This is a genomic window from Sphingobium sp. IP1, from assembly GCF_002708645.1.
Lineage (GTDB): Bacteria > Pseudomonadota > Alphaproteobacteria > Sphingomonadales > Sphingomonadaceae > Sphingobium > Sphingobium yanoikuyae.
The window spans coordinates 40,364-58,613 of record NZ_NOIW01000023.1; the positions used below are offsets into that span (position 1 = coordinate 40,364).

The window sequence follows — 18,250 nt, forward strand, 5'->3', positions numbered from 1 at the left end:
CCGAAACCCGCTCCTGTTCCCCCTCCCGCGCGACGGAGCGAGCCGGAAGCGGGATCATGGGACGCATCAGCGCGGATTTCCGCGCTCCATGGGCCGTTCCGCAAGGGGCATTTCGGCCCGTGGGTAATCCAATATTTACCTCCCCCCGATAGCAATCTGGTCGATTGCCGGACGCGTGCCGGCTGCGGGGGACAATAGAGGCTCATGACCCAGATGCCGGGCGCACATCAATTTTCGCACGACACGGGCGCTGCCGCATCGTCTGCCGGCCTGCACCAGGCGCTGGGCATGGTGTTCCAGATCGCCGGGTCGAGTTCGAAGATCCTGGTCGATCCCAACAGCCTCGCGGCGCTGGCCCATGATCCCGACACCTGCCTTGCCATGGCCGGCCAGGTCGGCAGCCAGGTGAAGATGCGGGTCGGCGATCGCTGGCTGATCGCCAATATCCGGTCGCTGATGCTCGACCGGCGCGATGGCGGGGCGATCATCGCCGATATCGATTTTCTGGGCGAAGGCGATGAGGAAAAGCTGACTGGCCGGATCTACGGATTCCGGCGCGGCGTCACCCGCTATCCCACGCCCGGCACCGATATCTACCCGGTGTCCAGCTACGACATGCAGCAAATCTATGCCGCCGACGACCGGCCGCATGTCCAGATCGGCACTGTCTATCCGACGATGGACACACGCGCGGCGCTCTATGTCGATTCGATGCTGGGCAAGCATTTTGCACTGCTCGGCTCGACCGGCACCGGCAAGTCGACCAGCGCGGCGCTGATCCTGCACCGCATCTGCGACCTGTCGCCCCAGGGCCATATCGTCATGATCGACCCGCATGGCGAATATGGCGCGGCCTTCCAGCAGAATGGCGCGGTGTTCGACGTGAACAATCTCGCCCTGCCCTATTGGCTGATGAATTTCGAGGAACATTGCGAGGTGTTCGTCACCTCCGAAGGCGCCGAGCGCACCCAGGATTGCGACATCCTCGCGAAATGCCTGCTCGCCGCGCGGATGAAGAACCGGCTGGCCGAAAGCATCGGCCGCCTGACCGTGGATTCGCCCGTCCCCTATCTCCTGTCCGATCTCACCGCGATCCTGCAGAACGAGATGGGCAAGCTCGACAAGGGCACCGGGTCGCTCCCCTATCTGCGCCTCAAGTCCAAGGTCGACGAGATCAAGGGCGACCCGCGCTATTCCTTCATGTTCTCCGGCATGCTGGTGGCCGATTCGATGCAGGCCTTCCTCGCGAAGGTCTTCCGCCTGCCTTCTGGCGGCAAGCCGATCTCGATCATCGACGTGTCCTCCATGCCTTCCGACATCACCTCGGTGGTCGTCTCGGTGCTGTCCCGACTGGTGTTCGACTATGCGCTATGGGCGCGCGACGAACCGCAGCGCCCTATCCTGCTCGTGTGCGAGGAAGCCCATCGCTACATCCCCGCCAGCACCGCCGGCGGCGGTCAGGCGGTGCGCCGCATCCTAGAGCGGATCGCCAAGGAAGGCCGTAAATATGGCGTATCGCTGGGCCTCATCACCCAGCGTCCGTCCGACCTGGCCGAAGGCGTGCTGTCGCAGTGCGGCACCATCATCTCGATGCGCCTCAACAACGACCGCGACCAGGCCTTCGTGAAGGCGGCGATGCCCGAAGGCGCGCGCGGCTTCCTCGATTCGATCCCTGCCCTGCGCAACCGCGAGGCGATCATCTGCGGCGAAGGTGTCGCAGTGCCGATCCGCGTCGCGCTCGACAATCTGGAAGAAGCGCGGCGCCCGGCTTCCGGCGATCCCAGCTTCACCCAGCTCTGGCGCCAGGCCGGCGGCGAGGACGATATCCTTACCCGCACCATCACCCGCTGGCGCAACCAGGGGCGCTGATCGACGCCTCGGCCTCAGCCGGTCGGCGCGATCCGACCGGCAGGTTCAGTCTCGCTATGCACCGCCTCGCGGCATTCCTCTTCGTGCATCGGCACCATCAGCTTCGCCTTGCGCCAGCCGCCCTGCCAATAGACCAGAGCCGCGAGCGTCAGTGACACCGCCGACCCCACCGGGAAGCTCAGCCACAGCGCATCCGCCCCGATCCGGGGATAGGCGAGATAATAGAAGCCCAGCCGCACCGCGAAGAGGGTGAAGACCAGGATGAGCAGTGGCGCCACCACCACGCCATTGGCACGCATCACCCCGAACAGGATCATGGTGCAGCCGAACAGCATGAAGCTCCAGCTCGCCAGCAACTGCATGTTCCAGGCCGCATCGATCACCGCCTGGTTATGGCTCAGGAACAGCGCCAGCAGCGCTTCATGAAAGATCAGGATGACGACCACCATCGCGCCGGTGATGGCCAGCAGATAGGATATGCCATAGCCGGTGATCCGGCTGATCCGGTCCCATCGACCCGCCCCGATATTCTGCGCTGCCATGGCGCTGACCGCCGCGCCCATCGCCATCGCCGGCATCTGCAGATAGGTCCAGATCTGCTGCGCCGCGCCATAGGCCGCCGTCACCAGGAACCCTTCGCGATTGACCAGGCCAATCATCACCAGGCCGGACGTCGACATGACGATCATCTGCAGGCCCATCGGCAGGCCCTTGGTGGACAGCACCCGCATCTCGTCCATCGCGGGCTTGAGATAGCCAAGCTCCGCGCCGCGAAGCCGCAACGGCAGATCCTTGGCATAGGTATAGATGACGAGCGCGATCAGGCTGACGAAACCCGCCGCCGCCGTTGCCGCCGCCGAACCGCCGATCCCCATCGCCGGGATCGGCCCCAGCCCCAGGATCAGCACCGGATTGAGCACCAGGTCGATCGCCACCGACAGGATCATGAAGATCAACGGCGTGCGCGCGTCGCCGGTGCCGCGCAGCCCCATCATCATCATGACGCTCAGCAGCGAGGCCGGCATCGCGACGAAGATGACGCGCAGATAGGTCAGCGCCATGTCGAACGCCTCGGGCGGCGTCGCCAGCAGATGGAGCAGCGCCGGCCCGCCGAACCAGCCCGCCACCGCGACGCCCATGGCCAGCAGGAAGCAGAAGCCGACCGCCGAGCCGAAGGCCCGCCGCGCCGCATCCATGTCGCGCGCGCCGACCGCCTGCGCGATCATCACCGTCGACGCCATGCCGAAGCCGAACACGACGGAGAACATCAGGAACATGATGATATTGGCGTTCGCCGTCGCGGCGAGCGCCTGCGGCCCCAGGAAGCGACCGACCCAGATCGCGTTGATCGATCCGTTCAGCGACTGGAGGATATTGGACGCCAGCGTCGGGATGGCGAATGTCAGCAAGGTGGAGGCGATCGGCCCCTGTGTCAGGTCCCGCGCCCCTTGTGCCCCTGCTGCCATTCGCCCTTACCCCTTATCCCCGATTGCGGCGCAGGCTAGGCGGCTCAGCCCAGCCGGTCCAGTGCCGCCTTCAGCCTTTCCGCCTCGGCGGTCTTTTCGGCATGGTCCTCGCGCGCCTTGGCCACGGCCTCGGGCTTGGCCTTCTCGACAAAGGCCGGGTTCGACAGGCGACCGCCCAGCGAATCCCGTTCCTTGGCCGCCGCTGCCAGCGCCTTTTCGAGGCGGGTCTTTTCCGCCGCAATGTCGATCACGCCTTCCAGCGGCAGGATGAAGGTCGCCTCGTCGACGACGATCTGCGCCGCACCGCCAGCGACATCCTCGCCAAAGGCCAGACTCTCGATCCGGCCAAGGCGCGCCAGCGCCGCACCCTGGCGATCCAGCCGACCGCGCGTCAATTCCGACGCATCGCGCACGACCATGCGCAGCTTGGCGCCCGGCGGCACGTTGAGTTCGGTCCGCGCGGTGCGGATCGCGCTCACCAGACGGATCAGCCAGTCAATCTCGCCCTGTGCATCGGTGTCGACCTCATAGAGGGCGACCGGCCACTCGGCTACGATCAGTTCCTGCGCGCGCTGCCCGGTCAGCTGCCACAGCTCTTCGGTGATGAAGGGCATGAAGGGGTGCAGCATGACCAGGATCTGGTCGAACGCCCAGCCGGCGACCGCCTTCGTCTCGTCATCCATCGAACCCTTGGTCAGTTCGATATACCAGTCGCAATACTGGTCCCAGACGAAGTGATAGATGGCGTTGGCGCCCGCGTCGAAGCGCAGTTCGGCCATGGCGGTGTCGATCGCCTGCACCGTCGCCACCGTTTCGGCGATGATCCAGCGATTGACCGGCAGTGTCGCATGCGGCGCTTCGCGGCTGGTCGAGGCGGTGACGCCATTGGCCTGCAGGAAGCGCGCCGCGTTCCACAGCTTGGTCGCGAAGTTGCGATAGCCCTCGACCCGCTTCTCATCCATCTTCACATCACGGCCCTGGCTTTCCATCGCCGCCATGAAGAAGCGCAACGCGTCCGCGCCGAACTTGTCGATCAGGCCCAGCGGATCGACCACATTGCCCTTGGACTTGGACATTTTCTGGCCGTCGGCTGCGCGCACCAGACCATGGAGATAGAGCTTCTTCCACGGTACATCGCCCATGAACTCCATGCCCTGCATCGCCATGCGCGCATCCCAGAAGAACAGGATGTCGAAGCCGGAGATCAGCAGGTCATTGGGATAATGGCGGCTGAGCGTCTCGCTCTGTTCCGGCCAGCCCAGCGTGCCGAACGGCCACAAGGCGGACGAGAACCAGGTATCGAGAACGTCAGGGTCGCGGACCAGCCTCTTGTTGCCGGCCTGCAGCTGCGCCTCTTCCTCGGTCTCGGCGACATAGGCATTGCCTTCGTCATCGAACCAGGCCGGGATCTGGTGGCCCCACCAGAGCTGGCGCGACACGCACCAGGGCTGGATATTCTCCATCCAGTTGAAGAAGGTCTTTTCCCAGCTCTTGGGGACGATCTCGATCCGGCCGTCGCGCACCGCCTGCATCGGCGCCACCGCCAGCTTGCCGGCGTCGACATACCACTGGTCGGTCAGCCAGGGCTCGATCACCACGCCAGACCGGTCGCCGAACGGCGTCTGGATCGTGCGCGGCTCGAAATCGGCGGCGACCTCCTCATCTTCCTTGTTCTTGGTGACATGTGGCACCAGCAGGCCCAGCGTCTTCATTTCGGCGACGACGATCTCGCGCGCGCCGTCCACGCCGTCCTTCTTGAAGCGATGCAGCCCCAGGAAGCGATCGGGGATCAGGCCGTCGGCGGTTTGCACGACATTGGCGTCGGCATCGAACATGTTGAGCATGTCCGCGGCCTTCATGCCCGCGCGCTTGCCAACCTCGAAATCGTTGAAGTCATGACCTGGCGTGATCTTGACCGCGCCCGAACCCAGTTCCGGATCGGCATGTTCGTCGGCGACCACCTTGAAACGGCGGCCGGTGATCGGCTGGAGAATCTCCTTGCCGATAACCGCCTGATAGCGGGCATCGTCGGGATGCACGGCGATCGCCATGTCCGCCAGCATGGTTTCCGGGCGAGTGGTGGCGACGACGATATGGTCGCTGCCATCGGCCAGGGTCACGCCGTCCGCCAGCGGATAGCGGAAGCGCCAGAAGCCACCCTGTGTTTCCTTGGTCTCGACCTCCAGGTCGGAAATGGCCGAGCGGAAATGCGGGTCCCAATTGACCAGACGCTTGTCGCGATAGAGCAGGCCGCGCTGGTGCAGCTCCACGAACACCTTGATGACGGCCTTGGAAAAGCCCTCGTCCATGGTGAAGCGCTCATTGGCCCAGTCCATCGAACAGCCCAGACGGCGCAGCTGGCTGGTGATCGCGCCGCCGCTTTCCGCCTTCCATTCCCACACCTTGGCGACGAAATCGTCACGGCTGAAATCGGTGCGCTTCTGCCCGGCCGCGTTCAGCTGCCGCTCGACCACCATCTGGGTCGCGATGCCGGCATGGTCGGTGCCGACCACCCACAGCGCATCCTTGCCGCGCAGCCGCTCGTAACGCACGACGATGTCCTGCAGCGTATTGTCGAGCGCATGGCCGACATGCAGGCTGCCGGTCACGTTCGGCGGCGGATTGACGATGGTGAAGGGTTCGGCGCCCGGACGGTCCGGGCGGAACAGGCCATTGGCCTCCCAATGCTGGTACCAGCGGGTCTCGATGGCGGCGGGGTCAAAGGTTTTGGGCAGTTCGGTCATGATCGCGCTTTAACGCCTGCCGCACGACACGCAAGAGAGCGCCCAGAAGTCAGAGCCAAACTATGTGGCGTCATCCAACATTGCGGGCGGCAATAACGCTTTCAAGAGTTCGGGAATGGCATCGGCTTTGACGCGAACTTTGCCATCCCCCTTTTGCGCAACCAATTCGAGTTCTGCACCGCTGTTATCATATACCCACGCCCTGTCTGCCTGGTAGAAAAACCAGGAAAGCTGTTCAAACGACCGCTCTCGTCGCGATCGGACCTTGTCGGCCGGGACGTCATGCCCGCCTTTAGCGACGCGCTGCTTGATGCGCTTCAATTGCTTCTCGGCGCTATCCAGAAAAACATAGATCAGGTGGATTTCGAAATCATGGCTGCGTGCCAGTTCGACCAATCGCCGATACTTTCCGCTGGACAATACGGTTTCAACGCCAATGGTCTGATGCACCCTGATCGAGGCATCCAGCCATGTTTCAATGCGCTGAACCGCTGCGAGATTGGCATCAAGCAAAGGCAGCTTTTCAGTTTTCTGCAACCTGGCAGTCAGCAGGTCTGGATTGATGATCCATACCGAGCCGTCAAATCCGACAAGGTCATTGCGACCGTAAGCGGTACTCTTGCCTGACCCGTTGGGACCAGCGACAATCCATAATCGTGGACGCGCTGTTCCCTTGTTGATCAACTATCGTTCTCTATCTCGCGATTTTCCTTACGGGCACGACGAATATTCGCCTGGAACGACGCGGTGAGGTCGGCACTGAAATTTGGGCCATCGGCATCGACGATACGCAGCTTCACGATCTGACCATCCTTCCGAACGGTCCGAAATTTGGGCTTGCTGGGCTTCCCTGTATCCAGAGGGCCATCAACCAGTTCGATCAGCTGCGTCGCCATATCCAAGATATAACAATTGACCTGCTATAGTGAAAGAGCCTCGTGGTTCAGCCCATCATTTCCCCTTCGCCGCGCCGGTCCACTGGTCCAGCCAGCCCAGCGCCTCATCATACCATTGCAGCGAATTCTTGGGTTTCAGCACCCAGTGATTCTCGTCCGGGAAGACGACCAGGCGCGACGGAATTTCGCGCCGCTGCAACGCGGTGAAGGCGGCCAGCCCCTGGGTATAGGGAATGCGGAAATCCTTCTCGCCGGTCACGACCAGCATCGGCGTCTTCCACTGGGCGACATGATTGACCGGGTTCCATTTCTCGAACTCCTCCGGCTTCTCATAATAAGGGCCGCCATGCTCCCATTCGTCGAACCACAGTTCCTCGGTCTCATAGGCCATGGCGCGGGCGTCGAACACGCCGTCATGCTGGACGATGCACTTGAAGCCGTCGGCCCACTGCCCCTCGATCCAGTTCATCATATAGCCGCCATAGCTGGCGCCGAGCGCGCAAGCATTGCCCGCGTCGACATTGGCGTCCTTCGCCGCCGCCGCGGCCAGGCCAAGCTTCAGGTCTTCGAGTGGCTTGCCACCCCAATCCTGGTTGATCGCGTCGGTGAAGGCCTGGCCATAGCCGGTCGAGCCATGGAAATCGACGATCACCGCAGCATAGCCATGGGCGGCAAAGGCCTTGGGGTTCCAGCGATAGGACCAGCTGTCGTTGAAGCTGCCCTGCGGCCCGCCATGCACCAGGAAGGCGACCGGCAGCTTGCCCTTGGCAGCCATGGGCTTCACGATCTGCCCCCACACCGTGTCGCCATTGGCGCCCTTGAAGCTGAAGCGCTGGACCGAGACATCGTCCACCCCGGCCAGCTTCTGCGCGTTGACGTTGGTCAGGCGCATCGGCTTGCCTTTCGCCGGCATCTTCCAGAAATCGGCCGGCGACTGGATGCTGTCCAGCGCATAGACGAAACCGCCATCGGGCAGCGGCACGACGCTACCGGCATGGCCCTTTTCGGTGAGGCGCGTCACCTTGCCCGATGCGGCATCGACCCGGAACACCGGATTGTCGAGCACGTCATTGGCGGTGACCAGCAGCCCCTTGCCATGCGCTTCCCAGGCGATCGATCCGACCGATCGATCCCAGCCCTCGGTCAGCGCGCGCGTCTCGCCGGTGGCGATGTTGCGCAGCATCAGGACCAGCCGATCGGCTTCATAGCCCGGCCGCTTCATCGCGGCATAGGCCAGCCATTTGCCGTCGGGCGACACCACCGGCATCGTGTCGGTCGCGTCATTGGCGTCGGTCAGGTTGACCGGCTTTGCGCTGCCGTCGGCCGGCACGCTGAAGATGTCGAGGTTGGTCGACAGCGGCTCGATCCGCCCCGCCTCGCGCAGGGTGAAGAACAGCGTCTTGCCATCCGCGCTCCAGGCCAGTTCCTCCGCTCCGCCGAACGGCTTGGACGGGCTGTCGCCGACCAGGCCGCCCATCACCGACACCGCCTTGCCGCCCGCGACCGGCATGACGAAGATCTGCGAACGCTGGCCGTCGCTCCACGTATCCCAGTGGCGCACGAACAGCTGGTCATAGACCCGGCCGCTGCCCGCGCTCGGCGGGGTCGGCGCCTGCACATCGTCGATCGTGCGCGCACCGACCGGGCGGTCGGCCCACAGCGCCACCTTGTCGCCCTGGGGGTTCAGCAGGAAGCCGGAAATGCCGCCGGGCGCCTTGCTGATCTGCACCGGCTGACCGCCCGCGATCGGCGCGCGCCACAACTGGTCGTCACCGCTGGCGTTGGAGACATAATAAAGCGCGCTGCCGTCGGCCGAAAAGACCGGCGACGCCTCATTCTTGTCGGGCACCGACGCGATCAACCGGGGCGCCTGCCCCGTCTTGTCGATCGCCAGCAGATACAGGTCGGTGCGGCCGCGATTATTGGCGAGATCCGTGCTGCGCAGCTGATAGGCTATCCACTTGCCGTCCGGCGACACGGTCGGCGACGACACCCGGTCCAGCGACACCATGTCATTGGGCGTGAAGGGACGGGCAGCCGCCGGCGCCACCAGCGCAGACGACAGCATCGGCGACAGGGCCAGTGCGCCAAGGCCGGCAAGCAGGATATGTTTCATGGAAAAATCACCTTCGGATCGAAAACACGGCGTGCCGGCGCATGCGATGCACGGCCGGGCGCGTCGATGAGATGATCCGTGGTCTAGGCGCGCCTTACGCCCCCGGCAAGAGGCCGGCGCGCGATCGCCGGCCTGTCGGCCTCAGCGGCCGGTGATGCGGGAGATTTCCTTGGCGACCATGTCCTCGACCAGCGCGGGCAGGCGCGCGTCGAGCCATTCCTTGAGCATCGGCCGCAGCATCGAGCGGACCAGCGCCTCCAGCGTATTGTCCTCGCCCTCGCGCGGGCTGACCAGCATGGTGGACAGGGCCGAGAGCGAATGACGCGCGGCCACTTCGCTTTCCACCGACAGGATCGAGTCGCCGTCCGATTCGGACGGGGCCACAGCCTTCACGGCGCGGGTCGACTTGGGCGCGGGCATCACTTCCTCCACCGGAATCTCGTCGGTCAGTTCCAGCACTTCCTCGACCTCGGCCGACATCACCGCATGGGACGCGGCACTCAGGTCGATCGGGGTCTTCTGGCGGCGCTGCGGCGCGGCCTGAACGGCATCCTCGCCCTCTTCGGCGATGATCCGCTTGATGGACGAGAGTATCTCTTCCATCGAGGGTTCCTTGGTCATGTCACCCATGGATAATTCCCGTCCAAATTTCATTCCGCACCTATTCCGCCAAGATTACCTGTTCAGGTTAACAAGCGGTTAAGGCTGCGCGGCATCGACTTTGGCGTTTTGAGCCGGCGTGTCAACGGTACGCGTCGAAACCGCCTGCGGCTTGCCGTCATAGTCCCAGTCGAACCACTTGCCCTCGACCCGGTCATAATTGACCATCGGGTCATAGAGGGTGCCGCTCTCCAGGCCCAGATCATCGGCCTCGGCATGGCCCATCGCGGCCAGCAGGGTGAAGCCGGCGACATAGGCATTGCGGCGCGCGGTCACCAGTTCGACCTTGGCGTTGAGCGATTCCTGCTCGGCATTGAGGATGTCGAGGATGGTGCGGCTGCCGACCGAATTTTCCGCCCGCACGCCTTCCAGCGACAGTTCGGCGGCATCGACCGCCTTCTGGCTCGACTGGATCGTGCGCAGCGACGCCTGCAACGCGGCATAGGCGGCGCGCGCCTGCGAGATCACGCCGCGCTCGACCTCGATCTGCCGTTCGATCGCCTGCGACTCGAGCGCCTGGTTCTGGCGCACCTGTGCGGCCGGGCGACCGCCCTGGTAGAAGGGAATGGTCAGGGTCGCACCGACGGCCGCCTGCTTGTTGGCCGCAATGTCCTTGTCCATATAGTCGGTATAGCTGCCCTGGCTGAAACCGCTCAGGGTCGGCAGCGTCGCACCCTTGGCCGCTTTCACGTCATAACGCGCGGCCTCACGCGACTTCTGCGCAGCCAGGATATCGGGATTATCGGCCAGCGCGACGCGCACGGCGCTGTCGGGATCGGCCGGCAGACCCGGCAGAGCGGGCGGCGATTCCAGATCGACCGGCGCCTCGCCCACCATCGCGATATAATTTTCGCGGCTGGTGATCAGGTTGGATTCGGCGCGCTGCAGGTCGGAGCGGGCCAGTTCCAGACGCGATTCGGACTGGGCGACGTCGGTGCGAGTGACATCGCCGACCTCGAACCGGTCGTTGGTCGCCTGGAGATTGACCTCCAGCACCTTCACATTCGCGGCATTGAGCGACACCAGCGCGATATCGCGGATCACATCCATATAGGCGGCGACCGTCTGCGAGAACACGCTCGCCTCGGTCCCGCGCAGATTCGCCTGGCCCGATTCGACGCGCGTTTCCGCCGCCTTCACGCTGTTGCGCACGGTGCCGCCGGAATAGATGGGCACATCGATGCTGCCGCTGGCGCTGGCGGACCGATGCGGCGCCAGGAAGCTGTTCGACGGGCGGATGACCAGTTCCTGGAACTGGAGCTGCGAATTGGCCGTGGGCCGCCCCGCTGCCTTCTGGATCGGGACATTCTCGTCCGTCGCCCGCTGACCGGCGCGTGCGCCGGTCAGGGTCGGGTTGGTGCGATAGGCCTTGGCCAGCGCGCCCTGCAGGGTTTCGGCATGCGCCACCCCTGCCATGGAGGAGGATAGCAACAGCAAGGCTGTAGCGGCTTGGCGCCGAAGGGTCATACGCTTTGCTGTCATCTATCCTGTCTCAAAAAACGAACTGCTCCGGCGCGGCGAAACCGGGAAGCACGACCATTTCCATGTCGGTAAGGCTGGCGAGACCCAGCACGCCCGCCACCGCGCGGCCGCTGCACAGGCGAGCGACACCGCGTTCGACGACGCCCGTCACCACCCGTCCCCCATCGACTAGCTGCTGGACGAGCGCAGCGGGGACTTCCTCCACCGCGCCGTCAATGAAAAGAACATCATAGGGCGCACCGGCCGATGCGCCGGCGGCCAGCGGGCCACGCACCACGGTCACGCCGGGCACCGCGATCTCCGCGCCACCCTCGACCTCGACTGCCGTCACCTGCGCACCCAGCTCGGCGAGCAGCGCCGCGCTGTAGCCGGTCGCGGCGCCGATCAGCAGCACCTTCTCGCCGGCCTGGACATCGGCTTCCTTGAGCAGACGGCCAGTGACCAGCGGCGGGTTCAGCGCACGGTCGCCGTCCAGCGGGATCGGGCGATCGACATAGGTCATGGCCCGGCGCTCGGCGGGGACATAGTCCTCGCGCGGCACCTTCGCCATCACGGCGATCACGCGCTGATCGTCCACGGCGCTGGTGCGCAGCTGGCTCTCGACCATGGCGGTCCGCATCGAAGAAAAGTTCTGCTCGGTCACGATAGTTCCTCGCTTGGCACAACTGTATTGGCAATGCAATACACTTAGGGGATTACCGGACCTCTAAATCAGCATTTCCCCCGCGCCAAGCGGCTTTCCACGATGGAGAGCGAGATTCTTGGGATTGTTCGCCTTCCCGCGCTTGACTTTGCGATCAAAGGCGGACATTTGCCGCCTCCACCGCACGGAAGGCCCGATGGCGGAGTGGTGACGCAGAGGACTGCAAATCCTTGCACGCCGGTTCGATTCCGGCTCGGGCCTCCAACTACAAGTTGTTGATTTTACTAGATAAAATCACAAATAGTCAGCCATCGATGCTAAGCGGCAATCTGAGCTTTGTGTAGTTTTAGTGTAGCGATGCCGCCAGCATCATCCAAGACACTCATAGCCCGGTCTATGTGGCCTCCATGGACATTCACATATCGCAGCACCATCGCGAGCGTCTTATGCCCACTGATTCGTTGGATGGTCGGCAGGTCCACCCCAGCCTTGACCAACTTCGTGATAGCGGTGCGCCTCATCGTGTGGGGCGTAACGCGGTCAACGTCGAGGCCAGCCCGCGTTACGCTACGAGCGAACTGCCTTGCCATATTGGTTCTATGGCCTGCATTTGCCTGCTTGGGGATCATAGTAGGAAAGACCCAACCAGCCGGGTCCAACTCTTTTCGCTGCTGCGCACGGAGCGCCGCAACCAACGCCTCTGTGATAGGCTGCTCCCTCTCTCCGGCCTTCGCATCTGGAACGAATATCCGCCGATTATCAAAATCGATCTGATCGTATCGAACCTTCAATATCTCACGGTGACGCATGGCAGTGCCTAGGCCGAATGCGACAAAGAGCCAGCAACGCTCATCCTGATCCCCATGAGCAGCTTTCATTAGGGCAGCGGCCTGTTCATCGGTCAGCACAAACATTTGCTGTTGCGGCTCCACCGCGAGCTTAAATTGGGCCACGCTACCCTTCGGCATCCAGCCCCAACGCGCAGAAGAATTTAGAAGGTGGCGCAATGTCGCAAGCTCACGGTTGACGGTTCCAACCGCCGCCCCTTCTTTTGTCCGCTTCGATTGATATTGGCGGACCATAAGCTCGGTTATCTGATCCAGCCGAACATTACCGAAATGCTCTGCAAGGCCGGTCGCCAGATGCCTCCGCTTCGGAACAAGATTCTTGCCGCCTGTCTCTTCCAAGAGGGCGAGATACTCCCGCGCGGCCTCCCTAAACATACGATGGGTCTTCCTGCCTTTAGGCAGGTCCAGCCGCCCTTCCCTTGCGCGAGTCCGCAGCGCCGCAATAGCTTCGTCCGCATCTGTCCGCGTGACTCCATCGCTCTCCCTACCGATGACGCGGTGAATGCGCTGACCATCGACCATCACGTTAATGCGATACACGATATCCCCTGCCCGCGTCCGCTCAACAACAATACCATGCTCAGTCAACTTAGAACCTATACCAAGAGACTTGATAGCATTACGGTTCAGAATAAAGAATTTAAGAGACATAATTAAGTCGCTTCCTAATAATATATGCAACAAACTCCGCCAGTAACGGTTTTTCCGCTAATGCTTTCGACATATCAACTCCATTGACGGGCATCGATTCGATTCCCTGTCTACACAAATGGAGTCAAAATTGGAAAATATCGATATAAAGATGACGCCGGACTTCCGTCTAACCAGACTGGATGCTGCCGCTTACATTGGAATTTCACCGAAGACCTTAGCCAACTACGGATTGAGCGGCAAAGGCCCGCGCAGCGTCAAAGTTGCAGGCCGCCGCTTCTATTATCTCGCCGATCTACAGGCGTTCGTTCGCGGGGAGACATGCCAGTGAGCAGAAAGCCGAAAATGGTGCCGTCGTCCTATGCCGGCCCACCAATTCCGCAGTCCGAAGCAACGTTTCTGCGCAAGATATTTGAATCTGCTACGCTTATGCGCCCCGGTGGAGCGGTAAGACGAACGATTTCGAGCGTATTACACATATCATCCGAAAAGGCGTTGACGACTGCCGCAATGCTGGCCGGCATGACCCTAAGACGAAGGGGAGATTTTTACTGGATAGAGAAGCCCACAGAAGCGATTCTACTCCATCGCGCCACGTAGCAGCCTGACCGTCACGTTCGCACTCTACGACCCCTCTCCGGGCAAATTAGAGCATGTTCTGCCATGCCATGCCCGCAACAGCATTCCGACCGGCAACCCGAAGCTCAAGATCGCAAATATTCCATTGCCTTCAACAGCTTCACCGCCCCGGCATGTATATCGGCGACACCCAACCCATAGATGCAATGAGCGGTGAGCCTTACACAGGAATGAGGTTAGCGCACCCGGGAACTGACCTCATTATCGAAACGAATTTAAGGAATTGAACACATGGACAGTAGCGAGAAGATAGAGCACCTTATATCCCTCGTCGATGACGCGGTAGACACTATTAAAGATTACCTTATGGGTGATCTTGATTATATGGAGATAAGGGATACCATGAGAAGGACCATGAAGCGGCTTGAGAGAGGGCTTGCTGACGTAAAATAGAGGTGTCTTGGTATGGCATGGTATCTTACCGTGTCATACTATCCGATAATAATTGCGGATACAACTCATCCTCCGCTAGGGTGATACTAGTTAAAGGTTTATGGGTTAATTATAACCAATCTACCATAAGCTAGTATGTTACGCGGATTCTTGCACCCGATATCTCTTTTACACATTCCTATATAGCTCAAATGCCTTTTGCCTGTTCCCTTGAAAGGAGAGGACGGTAGCCACACCGTGTATGATACCCTAGTGAATGCACTAGGACGATAGCATCAGCCCATAACTGTTTGAGTTGTTCCGTTGAGCTATATCTACTCGCAGGAGGGTAGGAGGTCAGCCTTACGGCCTCTAAGTTCCCCAAAGAATGTAACTTGTTACCCGCTACAAGAATTACGGGTAATAGGATCAAAGACAGTAGGCCTACTGCACATCAGCTAATAGCATTATCGCTACTAACCTTCGCAAGAGAGGTTGCTAACAATCTGTGAAGCTCTGCAACTAATGAGCCTTGCAGGTGGCATTTGGCTTGGAAGTTTAGACGATCTAGCCAAGTTAATTGTCGTCATTTGAGTAAATTGTATCAAATAACTCAGGAAAATGCAATCTCTATGGTCGATCGGGGTGAGGATTTAGTTTTGGAGGCAGCTTTTCCCATCCAACAGTCCGACCAACCTGCTGATTTGCTATACCAGCGCAGGGAAATCGGGCATCCGGCATAGCTTGTGTGTTAATTGAGTATAACAGTTAACGTTGCGCAATCAGATTTTAACCCGGATATTAACGTCAGGACTAAATATACCTAAATATCTCTAAACATAGGAATATTCATCAGTTAATCCGTGCGCTGATCGGCGGGGCTGCACACCAATGTCGCTTCCAATCGGAAGGTCATAAATGTGTAGAACTCCTCCTTAAGCGCACAACCTGTCACCCGCCGGGCAACCTCGCGCATCGATTCACGAACCTGCGGGCTGGTGTTGTTCTTTCCGAACTTTTCCATCCGATCGACCGATATCTGGTCGCCTTTCCATCGGATTTTGAAGGTATCCCCTTGGTAGGAAAGCTTATGCTTTTTCCCGTCTGCCAGAACAGCTAAAGGCCCGTTAGCGAAAGTCGGAACTGCCAGACAAATGGTCGCGATAGACGCAAGGATATATCGCCGAATTTTCATGCTGCCGGGATCGTCAATGGAGCGTATCCATCACCTATTGGCATCGTCGCCATGCACTCACTGCGAGCCTTGGAATAGCTGATGAAGTCCCCGACATTATCGATAATGACATTCGATTGGACCTTTCCCGGATCGATCAGCGTTTTCCCGTTGGCCCATACAAACCCGGTATAACCGGTATATGCCCCAAAGCTGTTGCGCCCAAGGATTTGGCCATACATGCAGTTGGCCCTCGCGCTGGCGGTAACGTCCTTAAACTTAACCGATGTCGGGTCTTTCATGGCGTCCCGCGCGCTAGCCATGGCCTTTTCTGCAAAAGCTTGATCGACTGCTGCTAGGTCGGCGGGTGCAGGCCTGTTATCGGCCTTGTAAGAGCCTACAATCATCACCGCTGCTACGGCCCAAAGGGCAGCGCCAGCGCCCCAATAGAGAAGCTTGGAAGGTTTGTTAGCAGGTGTAGTAGCCTGATCCATTGATGCCCCCATTTTAGTTCGGAGGCATACCCGGCAAAAGCCGGGCGTTCGTAACCCTGCACAAGCACAAGGCGCTGCCGCTTTTGGGCAAAGCCTTGGACATGTGCGACAGCCACCCGGCCGAGAAACTCGACCGGACTTGTGACATAGGGGTTACGACGCCCCACAGCCGGGACTCACCGGACTGCCCCTTCCTCATGGCAAAACAAAAGCTTGTCGTAAATGCACTTCATGCCCCTCCTATTTTCGGTGGGGAACACAAAAAAGGCGACACTTCCGTGCCGCCTTTTCCCTAGCTTTGGCTTGATCTTTGATACCGGCAGATATGAACTGGTTCCAGCGTCTGGATTTATGCTGAAAGCACCGCCAGCTGGCCGTAGTTAGGAACTAACCGGGTCGTGTCGCACCGCAGCGTTTTCAAATCACTTGTGCTTGGTTGGATCGACCAGCTTGTAGCTCATGCCCGATTTCGGCGTGGGCGGCATTGGTTCGCCCCGCGTGACCGTGCGTTCTGAACCAGTGTGCCCACCGCGTGGCCCAATGATTTCATATTGACCAGAGCGCGGGGCCTCTTGGCCCGGCTTGAACGTTTTACTCATGGTGCATCTCCTTTCTACCGGCAGATGCACAACATATTGTGCCAACGTTAACCGGTAGGCACATCATGGACGAATTATTGATTCGCGCAATAGGGTAAATGACCTCTCAGCTTAATGACGAAAACTGTCATCAAGCCACCTTCCTTCCTTGTGAGGATAGGTCGTTCTGAGGATAAAACAGTGAATGCTCCGGAGTGGTGCGTCGGGGCATTTTCTAAGACATCGACCGGTCAAAGATCACCTAGCGCAGAAGTTCTAAGTGTTGGGCTAACCTCTTCCCCGGCATCCTGCATAGCTTATTAGATACCTTCTTGCATATCTGACCTAGCTCAATATTATATAGATATCTTATGAGCGAGTCGAAGGAGTTCTAATGTCGAAGCTGGCCTACCTGCGTTGTTCAACCGATACGCAGACCATCGACGCTCAGCGCGCATCCTTGCCGGGACCGTTCGATAAAGAGTTTTTAGATGAAGGCGTATCTGGTGCGGTCTTGGCTGCTGATCGAGCGGGCTTTGCCGCCCTGCTCGCCTATGCCCGCGAGAATGATGTGGTTCATATCGCTGCCATCGACAGATTAGGCCGTGACGCCCTCGATATACAGGCAACCGTCCGCAAACTGATCGCCAAGGGTGTTACCGTAGACGTTCTTGGCCTAGGTCCTATCGGTAAGGGTGTAGGCGAACTGATCGTAGCCGTTCTCGCCCAGATCGCAGATATGGAGCGGAACAGGATCAAGGAGCGCTGCGATGCTGGTAGAGAGGCTGCTAGAGCCTCTCTCGCTGCTACCGGACGCACTCATAGGGGGAAGGTTAGTTTAGGACGTCCGTTCGCTGCTGATGCCGCCCATGTCGCGCAGTGGCGTAAAGACAATAAAGCTAGCATTAGGAAGACAGCAGCGCAGTTTGGTTTGTCGGATGCTACGGTAAAAAGATACTGTTCGAGAGAATAGAATCCTCAGAACGCTACAATACTCATTCGTCCATTTTGGATTTAATTGTCGGCGATTGAGCATACATTCTATCAATTAGATAATATAGCCCGCGAAACGTGCTAACCGCCAAATGGCATATCGGAATGTTTACAGATATCATTACGATTAACCTGATAAACTTTCTATCTATAGATACGGTATATGACAATAATTCAAATTTAACAAAACTAAAGTTTGGAAGAGATGATGTTATTATAATAGATATTATTGAAAAAACAGTTAGGCATAAAGATATTGTTGAAAGATAACCAAACAAAGAGCATATATACTCTCGCCTAGTTAGAAATTCCCATCCATCGTTGGTGGATAGCTTAATCTTTCCGAAATTAATAACGGCATCTAGACCATTTTTTTGGCGTGGGAATGTAGCGACAGCAACAAGTCCCGCCACATAAAACCCCGTCAAAACAGACGAAAAGCTACCGATTTTGTCAACAAATCCATCTTTATGAATGAAATTTGCTTTGCCCACCAATACGAATGGTGCGGTTACAATCGCTACTAAGGCAAGTGTGGCAAAAACATCTTGCAGCCAGATAAGGCGGCCAGCTTCCGACCTCAGCCTAAGATAGCGAAGCGGCGCCTCCAAAAATCTCTTCATAG

The 18,250-nt window shown here is 59.5% G+C and carries 17 protein-coding genes and 1 tRNA gene; 5 read left to right on the plus strand and 13 right to left on the minus strand.

Features of this window, described 5'->3' with window-relative positions; translation table 11 throughout:
* Nucleotides 1-204: 204 nt before the first annotated feature.
* Nucleotides 205-1,869, plus strand: coding sequence for an ATP-binding protein (locus CG471_RS10535; protein ID WP_037491025.1), 1,665 nt, complete (start codon nt 205-207; stop codon nt 1,867-1,869).
* A gap of 14 nt (nt 1,870-1,883) precedes the next feature.
* On the opposite strand, the gene CG471_RS10540 is transcribed toward CG471_RS10535, so the two are convergent.
* The 8 genes from CG471_RS10540 to CG471_RS10575 form a co-directional block, all read right to left on the minus strand.
* Entirely contained in the window at nt 1,884-3,335 is a 1,452-nt protein-coding gene (locus CG471_RS10540) for an MATE family efflux transporter (RefSeq protein WP_099231838.1), read from the minus strand.
* 44 nt (nt 3,336-3,379) lie between these two features.
* A complete protein-coding gene (locus CG471_RS10545) occupies nt 3,380-6,079 on the minus strand; it encodes a valine--tRNA ligase (RefSeq protein WP_099231839.1) in 2,700 nt (899 codons plus the stop codon).
* 60 nt (nt 6,080-6,139) lie between these two features.
* On the minus strand, nt 6,140-6,763 hold the full coding sequence (locus CG471_RS10550; RefSeq protein ID WP_099231840.1) for an AAA family ATPase: 624 nt from the start codon (nt 6,761-6,763) through the stop codon (nt 6,140-6,142).
* Complete coding sequence (locus CG471_RS10555; RefSeq protein WP_007709553.1) at nt 6,760-6,975, minus strand: hypothetical protein; 216 nt, start codon at nt 6,973-6,975, stop codon at nt 6,760-6,762. The genes CG471_RS10550 and CG471_RS10555 overlap by 4 nt, the downstream gene beginning before the upstream one ends.
* A gap of 55 nt (nt 6,976-7,030) precedes the next feature.
* A complete protein-coding gene (locus CG471_RS10560) occupies nt 7,031-9,091 on the minus strand; it encodes a S9 family peptidase (RefSeq protein ID WP_099231841.1) in 2,061 nt (686 codons plus the stop codon).
* 141 nt (nt 9,092-9,232) lie between these two features.
* Nucleotides 9,233-9,721 carry a DUF2497 domain-containing protein gene (locus CG471_RS10565; protein WP_004210714.1) on the minus strand — a complete coding sequence of 163 codons (489 nt, stop codon included), beginning with the start codon at nt 9,719-9,721 and terminating at the stop codon, nt 9,233-9,235.
* Between the two features lie 69 nt (nt 9,722-9,790).
* Nucleotides 9,791-11,233, minus strand: a complete 1,443-nt coding sequence (locus CG471_RS10570; protein WP_063976333.1) for a TolC family outer membrane protein — start codon at nt 11,231-11,233, stop codon at nt 9,791-9,793.
* A gap of 10 nt (nt 11,234-11,243) precedes the next feature.
* Nucleotides 11,244-11,876 carry a protein-L-isoaspartate O-methyltransferase gene (locus CG471_RS10575; protein WP_004210712.1) on the minus strand — a complete coding sequence of 211 codons (633 nt, stop codon included), beginning with the start codon at nt 11,874-11,876 and terminating at the stop codon, nt 11,244-11,246.
* Between the two features lie 190 nt (nt 11,877-12,066).
* Here CG471_RS10575 and CG471_RS10580 point away from each other — a divergent pair.
* A tRNA-Cys gene (locus tag CG471_RS10580) sits at nt 12,067-12,140 on the plus strand.
* Between the two features lie 53 nt (nt 12,141-12,193).
* Here CG471_RS10580 and CG471_RS10585 read toward each other — a convergent pair.
* Nucleotides 12,194-13,375, minus strand: coding sequence for a site-specific integrase (locus tag CG471_RS10585; RefSeq protein WP_099231842.1), 1,182 nt, complete (start codon nt 13,373-13,375; stop codon nt 12,194-12,196).
* Nucleotides 13,376-13,505: 130 nt separating this feature from the next.
* Here CG471_RS10585 and CG471_RS10590 point away from each other — a divergent pair, with 130 nt between their 5' ends.
* Both CG471_RS10590 and CG471_RS30955 read left to right on the plus strand, forming a co-directional pair.
* A complete protein-coding gene (locus CG471_RS10590) occupies nt 13,506-13,706 on the plus strand; it encodes a hypothetical protein (RefSeq protein ID WP_099231860.1) in 201 nt (66 codons plus the stop codon).
* 539 nt (nt 13,707-14,245) lie between these two features.
* Nucleotides 14,246-14,407 carry a hypothetical protein gene (locus tag CG471_RS30955; RefSeq protein ID WP_218964246.1) on the plus strand — a complete coding sequence of 54 codons (162 nt, stop codon included), beginning with the start codon at nt 14,246-14,248 and terminating at the stop codon, nt 14,405-14,407.
* A gap of 835 nt (nt 14,408-15,242) precedes the next feature.
* On the opposite strand, the gene CG471_RS10595 is transcribed toward CG471_RS30955, so the two are convergent.
* The 3 genes from CG471_RS10595 to CG471_RS30125 all read right to left on the minus strand — a co-directional run bounded on the left by CG471_RS10595 (nt 15,243) and on the right by CG471_RS30125 (nt 16,653).
* Entirely contained in the window at nt 15,243-15,581 is a 339-nt protein-coding gene (locus CG471_RS10595) for a hypothetical protein (RefSeq protein WP_099231843.1), read from the minus strand.
* On the minus strand, nt 15,578-16,054 hold the full coding sequence (locus CG471_RS10600; RefSeq protein ID WP_099231844.1) for a hypothetical protein: 477 nt from the start codon (nt 16,052-16,054) through the stop codon (nt 15,578-15,580). The genes CG471_RS10595 and CG471_RS10600 overlap by 4 nt, the downstream gene beginning before the upstream one ends.
* 422 nt (nt 16,055-16,476) lie before the next feature.
* Complete coding sequence (locus tag CG471_RS30125) at nt 16,477-16,653, minus strand: YjzC family protein (RefSeq protein ID WP_143560180.1); 177 nt, start codon at nt 16,651-16,653, stop codon at nt 16,477-16,479.
* Nucleotides 16,654-17,026: 373 nt separating this feature from the next.
* On the opposite strand from CG471_RS30125, the gene CG471_RS10605 reads away from it, so the two are divergent.
* Entirely contained in the window at nt 17,027-17,605 is a 579-nt protein-coding gene (locus tag CG471_RS10605; protein ID WP_099231845.1) for a recombinase family protein, read from the plus strand.
* A gap of 22 nt (nt 17,606-17,627) precedes the next feature.
* On the opposite strand, the gene CG471_RS30130 is transcribed toward CG471_RS10605, so the two are convergent.
* Complete coding sequence (locus tag CG471_RS30130) at nt 17,628-18,248, minus strand: hypothetical protein (protein WP_143560181.1); 621 nt, start codon at nt 18,246-18,248, stop codon at nt 17,628-17,630.
* Nucleotides 18,249-18,250: the final 2 nt, after the last annotated feature.